A 12,972-nucleotide genomic window follows, 5' to 3' on the forward strand; every position below is an offset into this window, starting at 1 on the left:
GGAGCGGGCTTGCTCGCGAAGGCGGTAGATCAGTCAGCAGATATGTGACTGACAGACCGCTTTCGCGAGCAAGCCCGCTCCCACATTGGGTTTGCGGTGTTTCTGCAAGGGGGGCTATTTGGGATACAGCGGCGGCAAGCTGGTGCTGTCCCCCGCAGGGTCCTGCTCGCGCTCCGCCATCGGAATCGCCTTCACCGCCCGCCACAATTCCTCTCCCTGCCAATACTGCCCACTCTCGCTGTACAGCGCGCCGTTCAACCCATCCAGCGCATCCGACAACGGCACAAACCGCGCCGCCATATCCGCCAGGGTCTCCGGCTGCTGTCGCGCCCAGGCATCCAGCGCCTGACGCGTAGCCTGCGGGTCATTCGCCTGGCTCGCCCGCTTGAGGTCGTCCAGCAAGGTACGCGGGCTCGGGCCGGTTTGCGCGGCACGCAAAATCGCCGGCTGCCAGCGTGCACGCCACCACAAACCGAAGCCCAGCAGGGTGGTGCAGGCCAGGATCAGGCTGGTCAGTTGCCAGATCCACAGGCTGTCGTTGTCCGGCGCGGTGATCACGGTCGGGCTGGCCGGCGTGTCCACGATCAGGCTCGGGTTGGTCGCCACTTGCAGGGTGCGCGCCGGCAGGCTGGTGCGTTCCAGATGGTCTTCATGGGTGTTCCACCACACCACGTCCACCGCCGGCAGTTCAAGCGCGCCAACGCGGTTGGGCACCAGCGCTTCGCGGTCTTCACGGCTGCCGATCAGGCCACGGTCGTTGTTCTGGTTGCTCAGCACCGGCTGGTCCGGGTAGCGGCGCAGGCCGGGGATGTCGCTCAGTGCCAGCGGTGGCAGTTGCGCGCCGGCCAGGCCTTCGGCTTTCAAGGTCAGGCTGCGGGTCAGGGAGTCGCCCACCTGTACGTGATCGGGCTCGGGGTTCCAGCTTTCCGTGAGGGTCAGGCTGCGGGCCGGCAGCCAGGGAGCATCCGCCGGGTACAGCGCAGGCTTGGCCTTGACCGTCAACGACAGCTCCGGCGAACTGACGTGAATCAGCTTGCCGGGCTTGGAACCCTGGGGGTTGTTGTCCTGGGCGGGCCGTGGCTCTACCAGGGTGGCGCTGAACGTCTGCGTCGGAATGGTCAGCGTGCCGCTGTGCTGCGGGTAGATGGCATAGCGGGTTTCGATCACACCGTGACGGATGCCGTTGATGACTTTCTCGTAGGTGCGCGACTCGCCCAACTGCTCGATGCGCGTATCGGCGACCTGCAACGGCGTGAGGCTGCTGTCGTCATACAGCGACACCGAGTGGTAGACGCGCACGGTCAGCAACGCCTGGGCCTGGACGTAGACGCTGTCCTGGTCGAGGTTGGTTTCAATGAATACCGGGGCCAGTTGGGCCTCGGTGTTCTGGCTGACGGTTTCCACCACCTGCAGGGTGATCGGCTGGGTCTTGAGTTCGCCGATCTGCAACGGCGGAATCACCACGGTGCCGTTCTCCTTGGGCAGCAAGGTGATGATCCAGCGGGTTGTGGCATGGTTATCGCCACCCAGGGTGGTGAGCTGGTTGATCTGGCGCGTGCCGCTCACTTCAAACAGCGGGTCCAGCGGCGCCAGGTCCGGTTTGCCGAACAGCGTGACGTCGTTGGATTCCACCGTCAGTTCCACCGTCTCCCCGGAATTGATGCGGCTGCGGTCGACACTGGCCACCAGGCCGGCGGCCTGGGCCTGGCTGGCCCACAACGCGAGGGTGAGAAGAAAGGCGGTGCAGCGGTTCATCGAGTCTTGTCCTGATGTTGTTGCTGTTCGTACCAGAATTTGCGTCGCAGCAGCTCGCCGGGGTTGTCCGGGATCTGCCGCAGCCATTGTTCCAGGGCCTGGCGCTGCTCGCCTTCAAGCGTGCCGTCGACCGGGCGCAGGGGCGGGGTGGTGGTTTGTTCATCACCCAACTCGCTGCCGGGTACCTCGTTGCTGCCGGCGTGGGGCGTGGCCCCGGTTTGCGTGTCGGTCGCGCCGGGCTGGCCCTGGCCTTGGGACGTCTGCTCGCCACCGGTGGCGGTCTGGCTGCTGGCGCCCGGTTGCGCAGTCTGGCCGGGTTGCGTGGTTTCGTCATCCTCGTTTTTTGCAGGCTTGGCCGGCTCGGTTTTTTCCGGTTCCTGTTGCATCAGGCTTTCCACCAGCGCCTTGTTCTTCAGCGCCGGCTGCAAGTCTGGCTGGGCTTCGAGGGCTTGTTCGTAGGCATCGATCGCCGCTTCCAGCTCGCCGCTTTTGGCCAGGGCATTGCCTCGATTGTAGTGGGAGTAGGCGTCGCTGCCTTCGGCAAACCGCTTGGCGGCTTCGGCATAGTTGCCCGCTTCATACAGTGCGACGCCTTGCCATTGCGGGTCTTCGAAATGTTCGGCTGCTTCGGCCGGGCGTTTTTTCTTCAGCAGCAGTTGGCCCTGTTGGTCGGGGCGCAGCCACAGGTCCTGGAAGTCGAAGGCATAGCTGGGCTGCGGCGCGCCCAACAGCAGCAACGGCAGGAAGAACAGCCAGCCCCGGCGCCCGGCGCAGGCAGCGAGCAGCAGCAGTGGCAAGAGCAACCAATAACCCTGGTCGGCCCAGGTATCGAGGTGCAGCAGTTGGCCGTCATTGCGCAGGCTTTGCGGGCCGTCCAGCATCCCGAGGTGGCGCAGGTCCTTGTCGTCCAGGCGTGCCTGGCGGTAGAGGCCGCCCATTTCGCTGGCGAAGGCCTTGAGGGTCGGGCTGTCGAGACGCGGTACGAGGATTGCGCCCTGGGCGTCCTTGAGGAATTCGCCGCTTTCCTGGGTCACCGGCGTGCCTTCACGGCTGCCGATGCCAAGGATCGACAAGCTCGGCGCCTGGTTGCCTTGCAGCTGCAGGCGGATGCCCTGGCGCTCCTGCTTGGACAGGGAAGATCCGATCAGCAGCAGTCGGCCCTGGCCGAGGCCGCCATGCTTGAGCAGGCTCAGGGCTTTTTCCACCGCCAGGTCTGCGCGGTGGCCGGGCTCGGGCATGATCGAGGGGCGCAGGGCTTCCAGCAGATTATGGCTGGTGGCCAGGTCGTCGGACAGCGGCACCAGCGTATGGGCGCTGCCGGCGTAGACCACGATGGCGGTCTGCGCATCGCTGCGGGCCTGAAGCAGGTCGAACAGCTTGCGCCGTGCCTGTTCGAGGCGGCTGGGCGGGCTGTCGGTGGCGAGCATTTCCGGGGTCAGTTCCAGCAGCACCACCAGCGGGTCGGCGGGCTTCTGGCTGGACTGTTCGACGCGTTCCCAGCTCGGCCCCAGCAACGCCAGCACGGCCAGCAGCCAGGCGATGCCGAGCACCACCCACGGCGATTTGCTCTCCCGACCATTGCCGCCACTGAGCAACGCGGCGTGGAAGGCCGGCGGCAGAATCATCTGCCAGCGCCCGGCGCGTTTCTGGCGGTGCCACAACTGCCACAGCAACCAGCCGAGCAGCGGCAGCAGCAACAGCCACCAGGGGCGGAACCAGTGCGGCCACAAGGTGATCATCGACGCCTCCGCAAACGCAGGCGTTTGAGGCGTTCGCGCCATTCAGGATTGGGTTGCAGGAAACGGCCCTTGCTTGAGAGTTTGTTGAACAGGCGTTGCAGGGCGTTATCCGGCCAGCGTTCCTGGATCACCAGCAGCATGCTGAGGATCAGCGCCAACGCCAGCGGCGCGCTGTACAGCGCCTGGGCGGGGCGGGCCTGGGTGGGTTGCTGGGCCACGGGTTCGAGCTGGTCGAGGGTTTCCTTGATCTTCAGCAGTTCGTTGCCGTCGCGGGCGCGGAAGTAGCGGCCGCCGGTGGCCTCGGCGATGGCCTTGAGGGCCGGTTCGTCGAGGTCGAGGCTCGGGTTGACGCCGAGGATGCCCAGGGAGCCGGTTTGCTCGGGGTCTGCGCCGATGCCGATCGGGTAGATTTTCACCCCTTCTTCGGCGGCCAGGCGGGCGGCGGTCAGCGGGTCGATTTCGCCGGCATTGTTGGCGCCGTCGGTGACCAGGATCAGCACCCGGCTTTGCGCCGGACGCTGGCGCAGGCGCTTGAGGGCCAGGCCGATGGCGTCGCCAATCGCGGTGTTTTTACCGGCGATGCCAATCCGTGCCTCATCCAGCCAGGTGCGCACGGTGCGCCGGTCAAAGGTCAGCGGCGCTTGCAGATAGGCCTGGCTGCCGAACAGGATCAATCCCACGCGATCACCTTCGCGGCCCTCCAGGAAATCTCCCAGCAGGTGCTTGACCAGGCTCAGGCGGCTGACGTCTTCGTCTTGCCATTGCATGTCGGGGAAGTCCATCGAGCCGGAAACGTCCACCGCCACCAGCAAGTCGCGGCCGCTGGCTGCAATCGGCAAGGGTTCGCCCAACCATTCCGGGCGGGCGGCGGCGGTCAACAGCAGCAGCCACAGGAACACAAACGGTGCTTGCTGGCGCCATCCCGGCAGGTTGACCCGCGCGCGGCGGCGGGCCAGGCCTTCGAGGTCGCTGAGGAAGCTGACTTTCAGCGCCGGTTCGCCGCTGTCGGCCACCGGCAGGATGAGGCGCAGCAACCAGGGCAATGGCAACAGGGCAAAGATCCACGGCCAGGCGAACTCAAACATGTTTGCGAATCCAGGTGTCGACCGCTTGGGTCAGGCCAGCGATGGCCTTGTCGTCGAGTTTGCATTCGGGCTTGTAGGCGCCTTCCACCAGAACCATCCAGCGGGTCAGGCCGGCAGCGGGGCAACGGTTGTCGAGGAACGCCAGCCACTTGCGGCCGTTGAGGGTGTGGCTCTGGCTGTAGGGGTAGTCGTTGCGGCACAGGCGCTTGAGCAGGCCGTTGAGTTGTTGCAGCCAGGCACCGGCCGGTGCGCCGTCGTAGGGTTTGGGCATCAGCGCCAGTTCGGCGAGGGCGGCGATGCGCAGCGGGTCCAGGGGTTGTTCGGCACGGGCCAATGGGCGCTTGGCTGGCAGGAAACGGCGCAGCCACCACAGGCCCCAGCCCGCCAACGGGATGATCAGCAGCAACAGCCACCAACCCGGCGCCGGCGGCCAGAAGCCGATCACTGGCGGGGCAATCAGGGGTTGCAGTTGGTCGAGGCTGCTCATTGCTTTTTAACCGGGCGTTGCGGGTTCAGGTATTCGCGCAGTTGCTCGACCATTTCACCCTGGGTACTCAAGGGCATCAACAGCACCCGCAGCTTTTGCGCGAGCAGTTCCCAGCGTGCGCTGCGGGCTTCGGCCTGGGCCTTGTAGGCCTGGCGCAGATCAAAATTCAGGGTGTCCAGCTCCAGCTGTGCGCCGCGCTCGGCGAAGCGCAGCAGGCCGGCGGCGGGCAGGGCGTGGTCCAGCGGGTCGGAAACCGGCAACAGCAGCAGGTCGCAATGCCGCGACAACAGGCTCAGTTGTTGCTCGGCGCCTTCGGTCAGGGCGCGCTCGTCACAGATCACAATCACCAGGCTGCCCGGGCGCAATACTTCCCGGGCTCGGCGCAAGGCCATGCCGAGGGCGTCGGCTTCGGGGCGGCGTTCGGTGTTGAGGCTCTGGTTGACCCGTACCAACCGGTTGAGCAATTGCAGCAGGCTTTGCTTGCTGCGCCGGGGTTTGATTTCGTAGTGCTCGCTGTCACCGAACACCAGCCCGCCGACCCGGTCGTTATGGCCCAGCGCCGCCCAGCCGATCAGGCTCGCCGCCTGGGCCGCCAGCACCGACTTGAACATCTGCCCCGAGCCGAAAAACAAGCGGCAGCTTTGCTCCACCATGATGAAGATCGGCCGTTCGCGCTCTTCATGAAACAGCTTGGTGTGGGGCTCCTGGGTGCGTGCAGTGACGCGCCAGTCGATGGTGCGCACATCGTCGCCGGCCTGATACACCCGCACCTGGTCGAAGTCGACCCCGCGCCCGCGCAGTTTCGAGTGGTGCAGGCCGATCAGCGGGCTGCGCTGGCTCGGCGTGGAAAACAGCTGCACTTCCCGCACGCGATGACGCATCTCGATCAATTCGCTCAGGGTGACACGGGTTCCATCGCCAGCGTTCATAGGCGTCAAGCGACGGCAACGACGTCGAGAATGCGTTGCACCACGCGGTCCTGGTCGATGCCGGCCGCTTCGGCCTCGAACGACAGAATGATGCGGTGGCGCAGCACGTCGAACAGCACCGCCTGGATGTCTTCCGGGCTGACGAAATCGCGGCCGGCCAGCCAGGCGTGGGCCCGGGCGCAGCGGTCCAGGGCAATCGAGCCACGAGGGCTGGCGCCATAGGCAATCCATTCGGCCATTTCCGGATCGAACTTGGCCGGGGTGCGAGTGGCCATGACCAGTTGCACCAGGTATTCCTCCACCGCATCGGCCATGTACAGGCCGAGGATTTCCTTGCGCGCGGCGAAGATCGCCTGCTGGCTGACGCGCCGCTCGGGCTTGGTTTCACCGTTGAGGGCTTCGCCACGGGCCTGCTGCAGGATGCGGCGCTCGACGGCGGCATCCGGGAAGCCGATTTTCACGTGCATCAGGAAACGGTCGAGCTGGGCTTCGGGCAGCGGGTAGGTGCCTTCCTGCTCGATCGGGTTTTGCGTGGCCATCACCAGGAACAATGGCGACAACTCGTAAGTGCTGCGCCCCACGCTGACCTGGCGCTCGGCCATGGCTTCGAGCAATGCCGACTGCACCTTGGCCGGGGCACGGTTGATTTCGTCCGCCAGCACCAGGTTGTGGAAGATCGGGCCTTGCTGGAACACGAAACTGCCGGTTTCCGGGCGATAGATCTCGGTGCCGGTGATGTCGGCGGGCAGCAGGTCGGGGGTGAACTGGATGCGATGGAACTGGGCCTCGATCCCTTCGGCAAGCTCCTTGATGGCCTTGGTCTTGGCCAGCCCAGGAGCGCCTTCAACCAGCATATGGCCATCGGCGAGCAGGGCAATGAGCAAGCGCTCGATGAGTTTTTCCTGGCCGAGAATCTGCGTTGAAAGAAAGGTTCGCAGCGCAAGCAGCGCTTCACGATGTTCCATCGATGACGGTTCCTGGAGAGGTGAGACTGGGCATTGCGAAAAATGCCAGGCCTGGGGGCGTTACTTTAATGCATCGGAGGGGGTGGAGACTAACGGCGCGGGGGGTATTTTTCGGGAAATGTGGGAAATGTCTGAGGTTTTTTCCGATAGGCGCCTGCCTTTGTGGCGAGGGAGCTTGCTCCCGCTGGGTTGCGCAGCAGCCCCAGCAAGGCTGCCGAGTTTTTCCAGGCAGAACGCAGTTGGCTGGATTGGGGCCGCTTCGCAGCCCAGCGGGAGCAAGCTCCCTCGCCACATTGTGCGGGTTTGGCAACTAGGCCCGGATATAGGTCCCGGTGCCCTTGAGAATGTTCTGCAGGGTTTCTTCCACTTCGGCCAGATCCGACTCGGCGGTGCCGTGGGTGATTGCCAATTGATCGTGGCCGCCCAATGCATCGGCATCCGCCGCGCCAATCTCCACCAACAGTGTCGTGGCACTCAGGGTGATCTTCAGCCCGTCCAGGGTCGACGGCTCGTAATCCCAGGTGACTTCCACCTCGTCCTCGTCCGGATAACGGGTCACCATGAACATCTCGCCCTTGTCGCCGTGGCAGCAGAGCATGGCCATGTTGTCTTCTTCGTCATCGCACGGGTTGACGATCAGGTGGGCGGTGGTGAGTTGCAATGGCATGGTTAATCCTGTCTGGGGGAGGGCGAAGCAGGGCAATTGTGCCATTGCGGCGAATTTTGTGCTGCATCGTGTGTCAGACCTTGTGGCATGACCTGGCGGGCAATATCAGTCATTTCCGGTACTCGGCGCCTTGGGATTTCTCCGAAAACACCCGGTTGCCCAAGTCGCAACCCGCCGGCAGCGTGCCGATGACCGAATATGTCGCAGCGTCGCAAGCAGCTTGCTTCCTACACTCGTTAAGCTGCGCAACGGATGTGCCTCGCCAGGAGTCTGACCTGCCCGTCGTACCGTCACCTGGCAAGGTGCGCATCTTATGGAAGTTGAATGTGACCTCATTGTCTTGTCCAGCTTCACCCACCTGTCACTCTGAATTCGTTACTGTAGACCGCGAACAGAGCTGACGGTCTCCCCGCAAGGGGATAACACGCGACGCTTCCATCAATAACAAGCCCAAGCGGAGTACCACAGATGGCGTTCTTCACCGCAGCCAGCAAAGCCGACTTCCAGCACCAACTGCAAGCGGCACTGGCGCAGCACATCAGTGAACAGGCACTGCCACAAGTGGCGCTGTTCGCTGAACAATTTTTCGGCATCATTTCCCTGGATGAACTGACCCAGCGTCGCTTGTCCGACCTGGCCGGTTGCACCCTGTCTGCCTGGCGCCTGCTTGAGCGCTTTGATCACAACCAACCGCAAGTGCGGGTCTACAACCCCGATTACGAACGTCATGGCTGGCAATCGACCCACACCGCGGTCGAAGTGCTGCACCACGACCTGCCATTCCTGGTGGACTCGGTACGCACCGAGCTGAACCGCCGTGGCTACAGCATCCATACCCTGCAAACCACCGTGCTCAGCGTGCGTCGTGGCAAGAAGGGCGAGTTGCTGGAAATCCTGCCGAAAGGCACCCAGGGCGAAGACGTTCAGCAAGAATCGCTGATGTACCTGGAAATCGACCGTTGCGCCAACGCCGCCGAGCTGAGTGTCCTGAGCAAGGAACTTGAGCAGGTGCTGGGCGAAGTGCGCGTCGCTGTCGCCGATTTCGAACCGATGAAAGCCAAGGTCCAGGAGCTGCTGGCCGGTATCGACGCCAGCCCGTACGTGATCGACGGCGAAGAAAAAGCCGAGATCAAGAGCTTCCTGGAATGGCTGGTGGGCAACCACTTCACCTTCCTCGGCTATGAAGAGTTTGTGGTACGTGACGAGGCGGACGGCGGTCATATCGAATATGACGCCAACTCGTTCCTCGGTCTGACCAAACTGCTGCGCCCGGGCCTGACTACCGACGAGCTGCGCATCGAAGACTACGCGGTGAACTACCTGCGTGAGCCGGCCGTGCTGTCGTTCGCCAAGGCTGCACACCCAAGCCGCGTGCACCGCCCGGCCTACCCGGACTACGTGTCGATCCGCCAGATCGACGCCGACGGCAAGGTCATCAAGGAATGCCGCTTCATGGGCCTCTACACCTCCTCGGTGTACGGCGAGAGCGTGCGGGTGATTCCTTACATCCGTCGCAAGGTGACGGAAATCGAGCGTCGCTCGGGCTTCCAGGCCAAGGCGCACTTGGGCAAGGAGCTGGCCCAGGTGGTCGAGGTGCTGCCCCGTGATGACCTGTTCCAGACCCCGGTGGACGAGCTGTTCAGCACCGTGATGTCGATCGTGCAGATCCAGGAACGCAACAAGATCCGCGTGTTCCTGCGCAAAGACCCGTACGGCCGTTTCTGCTACTGCCTGGCCTACGTGCCGCGGGACATCTATTCCACCGAGGTGCGCCAGAAGATCCAGCAAGTGCTGATGGATCGCCTGAAAGCCTCGGACTGCGAGTTCTGGACGTTCTTCTCCGAGTCCGTACTGGCTCGCGTGCAGTTGATCCTGCGGGTAGACCCGAAGAACCGCCTGGACATCGACCCGCTGCAACTGGAAAAAGAAGTGGTGCAGGCCTGCCGCAGCTGGCAGGACGACTACTCCAGCCTGGTGGTGGAAAGCTTCGGCGAAGCCCATGGCACCAACGTGCTGGCTGATTTCCCGAAAGGTTTCCCGGCCGGCTACCGCGAGCGTTTCGCCGCGCATTCGGCCGTGGTCGACATGCAGCACTTGCTCAGCCTGACCGAAGCCAACCCGCTGGTGATGAGCTTCTATCAGCCGCTGGGCCAGGTTTCCGGCCAGCGCGAGCTGCATTGCAAGCTGTATCATGCCGATACGCCGCTGGCGCTGTCCGATGTGCTGCCGATCCTGGAAAACCTCGGCCTGCGTGTCCTGGGTGAATTCCCGTACCGCCTGCGTCATGCCAATGGCCGCGAGTTCTGGATTCACGATTTCGCGTTCATCGCCGCCGAAGGCGTGAACCTCGATATCCAGCAATTGAACGACACCCTGCAGGACGCATTCGTGCATATCGTGCACGGCGATGCCGAAAACGATGCGTTCAACCGTCTGGTGCTGACGGCCGGCCTGCCATGGCGCGACGTGGCGCTGCTGCGTGCCTACGCCCGTTACCTGAAGCAGATTCGCCTGGGCTTCGACCTGGGTTACATCGCCAGCACCCTGAACAACCACACCGACATCGCCCGCGAGTTGACCCGGTTGTTCAAGACCCGTTTCTACCTGGCGCGCAAGCTCACCGCCGAAGACCTCGAAGACAAGCAGCAACGCCTGGAACAAGCGATCCTCACGGCCCTGGACGACGTTCAGGTGCTCAACGAAGACCGCATCCTGCGTCGCTACCTGGACCTGATCAAGGCCACCCTGCGGACCAACTTCTACCAGGCTGACGCCAACGGCCAGAACAAGTCGTACTTCAGCTTCAAGTTCAACCCGCACGCGATTCCTGAGCTGCCCAAGCCGGTGCCGAAGTTTGAAATCTTCGTCTACTCGCCACGGGTTGAAGGCGTGCACCTGCGCTTTGGCAACGTCGCTCGCGGCGGCCTGCGTTGGTCCGACCGTGAAGAAGACTTCCGCACTGAAGTGCTGGGCCTGGTAAAAGCCCAGCAAGTGAAGAACTCGGTGATCGTGCCGGTGGGCGCCAAGGGCGGTTTCCTGCCGCGTCGCCTGCCGTTGGGCGGCAGCCGGGACGAGATCGCGGCCGAGGGCATCGCCTGCTACCGCATCTTCATTTCGGGCTTGCTGGACATTACCGACAACCTGAAAGACGGCGCCCTGGTGCCACCGTTGAACGTGGTGCGCCACGACAACGATGACCCGTACCTGGTGGTGGCCGCGGACAAGGGCACTGCGACCTTCTCCGACATCGCCAACGGCATCGCCATCGACTACGGCTTCTGGCTGGGTGATGCGTTCGCTTCCGGTGGTTCTGCCGGTTACGACCACAAGAAAATGGGCATCACCGCCAAGGGTGCCTGGGTGGGTGTGCAGCGTCACTTCCGTGAGCGCGGCATCAACGTCCAGCAAGACAGCATCACTGTGGTGGGCGTGGGCGACATGGCCGGCGACGTGTTCGGCAACGGCCTGTTGATGTCCGACAAGCTGCAACTGGTCGCGGCCTTCAACCACCTGCACATCTTCATCGATCCAAACCCGAACCCGGCCAACAGCTTCGCTGAACGTCAGCGCCTGTTCGACCTGCCGCGCTCGGCCTGGACCGACTACGACACCAGCATCATGTCCGAAGGCGGCGGTATCTTCTCGCGCAGCGCGAAGAGCATTGCCATCTCGCCACAGATGAAAGAACGCTTCGACATCCAGGCCGACAAGCTGACCCCGACCGAACTGCTGAATGCCTTGCTCAAGGCACCGGTGGACCTGTTGTGGAACGGCGGTATCGGTACTTACGTCAAGGCCAGCACCGAGAGCCACGCCGATGTGGGCGACAAGGCCAACGACGCCCTGCGCGTCAATGGCAACGAGCTGCGCTGCAAGGTGGTGGGCGAGGGCGGTAACCTCGGCATGACGCAGCTGGGTCGTGTGGAATTCGGCCTCAATGGCGGCGGTTCCAACACCGACTTCATCGACAACGCCGGTGGTGTGGACTGCTCCGACCACGAAGTGAACATCAAGATCCTGCTCAACGAAGTGGTGCAGGCCGGTGACATGACCGACAAGCAGCGCAACCAGTTGCTGGCGAGCATGACCGACGAAGTCGGCAGCCTGGTGTTGGGCAACAACTACAAGCAAACCCAGGCCCTGTCCCTGGCTGCCCGCAAAGCCTTCGAGCGCGTGGCCGAGTACAAGCGCCTGATGAGCGATCTGGAAGGCCGTGGCAAGCTGGACCGCGCCATCGAGTACCTGCCGACCGAGGAGCAGCTCAACGAGCGCGCCGCTGCGGGCAAGGGCCTGACCCGTCCGGAGCTGTCGGTACTGATCTCCTACAGCAAGATCGACCTCAAGGAAGCGTTGCTCAAATCCCTGGTGCCGGATGACGACTACCTGACCCGTGACATGGAGACCGCTTTCCCGCCGAGCCTGGTGGCGAAGTTCTCCGAAGCCATGCGTCGCCACCGTCTGAAGCGCGAGATCGTCAGCACCCAGATCGCCAACGACCTGGTCAACCACATGGGCATCACCTTCGTTCAGCGCCTCAAAGAGTCCACCGGCATGAGCCCGGCGAACGTGGCGGGCGCCTACGTGATCGTGCGTGACATCTTCCACCTCCCGCACTGGTTCCGTCAGATCGAAGCCCTGGACCACCAGGTCTCGGCCGACGTGCAACTGGAGCTGATGGACGAGCTGATGCGCCTGGGCCGCCGTGCCACGCGCTGGTTCCTGCGCAGCCGTCGCAACGAACAGGATGCCGGACGTGATGTTGCGCACTTCGGTCCGCACCTTGCCGCGCTGGGCCTCAAGCTCGACGAACTGCTGGAAGGCCCGACCCGCGAAGGTTGGCAGAACCGTTACCAGGCTTATGTCGAAGCCGGTGTGCCGGAGTTGTTGGCGCGCATGGTTGCAGGCACTACCCACCTGTACACCCTGCTGCCGATCATCGAAGCCGCCGACGTGACAGGCCAAAGTGCGGCAGACGTCGCGAAGGCTTACTTTGCCGTCGGCAGCGCCCTGGACTTGCCGTGGTACCTGCAGCAGATCAGCAGCCTGCCCGTGGGCAACAACTGGCAGGCCCAGGCCCGCGAAGCCTTCCGCGATGACGTGGATTGGCAGCAACGGGCGATCACCATTTCCGTACTGCAAATGGCCGATGCGCCAGAAGACATGGAAGCCCGCGTGGCCCTGTGGCTTGAGCAGCACCAGGACATGGCTGATCGCTGGCGCACCATGATGGTGGAAATTCGTGCTGCAGTCGGCACGGACTACGCCATGTACGCGGTAGCCAACCGTGAGTTGCTGGACCTGGCGATGAGCGGTCAATCGGTGCTGTAACTGGCTTGATTGAGCGG

The 12,972-nt window shown here is 63.6% G+C and carries 8 protein-coding genes; 1 reads left to right on the forward strand and 7 read right to left on the reverse strand.

Going from position 1 to position 12,972, the window contains the following annotated elements:
• Positions 1-114: 114 nt before the first annotated feature.
• The 7 genes from HX818_RS29190 to HX818_RS29220 all read right to left on the reverse strand — a co-directional run bounded on the left by HX818_RS29190 (position 115) and on the right by HX818_RS29220 (position 7,627).
• Positions 115-1,755: a BatD family protein gene (locus HX818_RS29190; RefSeq protein ID WP_102604672.1), complete on the reverse strand. Its 1,641-nt coding sequence runs from the start codon at positions 1,753-1,755 to the stop codon at positions 115-117.
• A complete protein-coding gene (locus HX818_RS29195; protein ID WP_177021226.1) occupies positions 1,752-3,494 on the reverse strand; it encodes a tetratricopeptide repeat protein in 1,743 nt (580 codons plus the stop codon). The genes HX818_RS29190 and HX818_RS29195 overlap by 4 nt, the downstream gene beginning before the upstream one ends.
• The gene (locus tag HX818_RS29200) at positions 3,491-4,579 is read right to left on the reverse strand and encodes a VWA domain-containing protein (RefSeq protein ID WP_003218538.1); all 1,089 of its coding nucleotides are present in this window, start codon (positions 4,577-4,579) and stop codon (positions 3,491-3,493) included. Before HX818_RS29200 ends, HX818_RS29195 begins: the two co-directional genes overlap by 4 nt.
• Entirely contained in the window at positions 4,572-5,066 is a 495-nt protein-coding gene (locus HX818_RS29205; RefSeq protein WP_003218539.1) for a DUF4381 domain-containing protein, read from the reverse strand. The genes HX818_RS29200 and HX818_RS29205 overlap by 8 nt, the downstream gene beginning before the upstream one ends.
• Positions 5,063-5,995, reverse strand: a complete 933-nt coding sequence (locus HX818_RS29210) for a DUF58 domain-containing protein (RefSeq protein ID WP_003218540.1) — start codon at positions 5,993-5,995, stop codon at positions 5,063-5,065. The genes HX818_RS29205 and HX818_RS29210 overlap by 4 nt, the downstream gene beginning before the upstream one ends.
• A gap of 5 nt (positions 5,996-6,000) precedes the next feature.
• Positions 6,001-6,960, reverse strand: a complete 960-nt coding sequence (locus HX818_RS29215) for a MoxR family ATPase (RefSeq protein ID WP_003218556.1) — start codon at positions 6,958-6,960, stop codon at positions 6,001-6,003.
• A gap of 310 nt (positions 6,961-7,270) precedes the next feature.
• On the reverse strand, positions 7,271-7,627 hold the full coding sequence (locus HX818_RS29220) for a hypothetical protein (RefSeq protein ID WP_003212949.1): 357 nt from the start codon (positions 7,625-7,627) through the stop codon (positions 7,271-7,273).
• Between the two features lie 468 nt (positions 7,628-8,095).
• On the opposite strand from HX818_RS29220, the gene HX818_RS29225 reads away from it, so the two are divergent.
• The gene (locus HX818_RS29225; RefSeq protein ID WP_102604668.1) at positions 8,096-12,955 is read left to right on the forward strand and encodes an NAD-glutamate dehydrogenase; all 4,860 of its coding nucleotides are present in this window, start codon (positions 8,096-8,098) and stop codon (positions 12,953-12,955) included.
• Positions 12,956-12,972 lie beyond the last annotated feature (17 nt).

It is taken from the genome of Pseudomonas sp. F9001 (genome assembly GCF_013385435.1).
Taxonomy (GTDB): Bacteria; Pseudomonadota; Gammaproteobacteria; order Pseudomonadales; family Pseudomonadaceae; genus Aquipseudomonas.

Coding starts and splice junctions, on each gene's coding strand:
- HX818_RS29190 (WP_102604672.1), bottom strand. CDS start 1,755: ATGAACCGCTGCACCGCCTTTCTTCTCACCCTCGCGTTGTGGGCCAGC.
- HX818_RS29195 (WP_177021226.1), bottom strand. CDS start 3,494: ATGATCACCTTGTGGCCGCACTGGTTCCGCCCCTGGTGGCTGTTGCTG.
- HX818_RS29200 (WP_003218538.1), bottom strand. CDS start 4,579: ATGTTTGAGTTCGCCTGGCCGTGGATCTTTGCCCTGTTGCCATTGCCC.
- HX818_RS29205 (WP_003218539.1), bottom strand. CDS start 5,066: ATGAGCAGCCTCGACCAACTGCAACCCCTGATTGCCCCGCCAGTGATC.
- HX818_RS29210 (WP_003218540.1), bottom strand. CDS start 5,995: ATGAACGCTGGCGATGGAACCCGTGTCACCCTGAGCGAATTGATCGAG.
- HX818_RS29215 (WP_003218556.1), bottom strand. CDS start 6,960: ATGGAACATCGTGAAGCGCTGCTTGCGCTGCGAACCTTTCTTTCAACG.
- HX818_RS29220 (WP_003212949.1), bottom strand. CDS start 7,627: ATGCCATTGCAACTCACCACCGCCCACCTGATCGTCAACCCGTGCGAT.
- HX818_RS29225 (WP_102604668.1), top strand. CDS start 8,096: ATGGCGTTCTTCACCGCAGCCAGCAAAGCCGACTTCCAGCACCAACTG.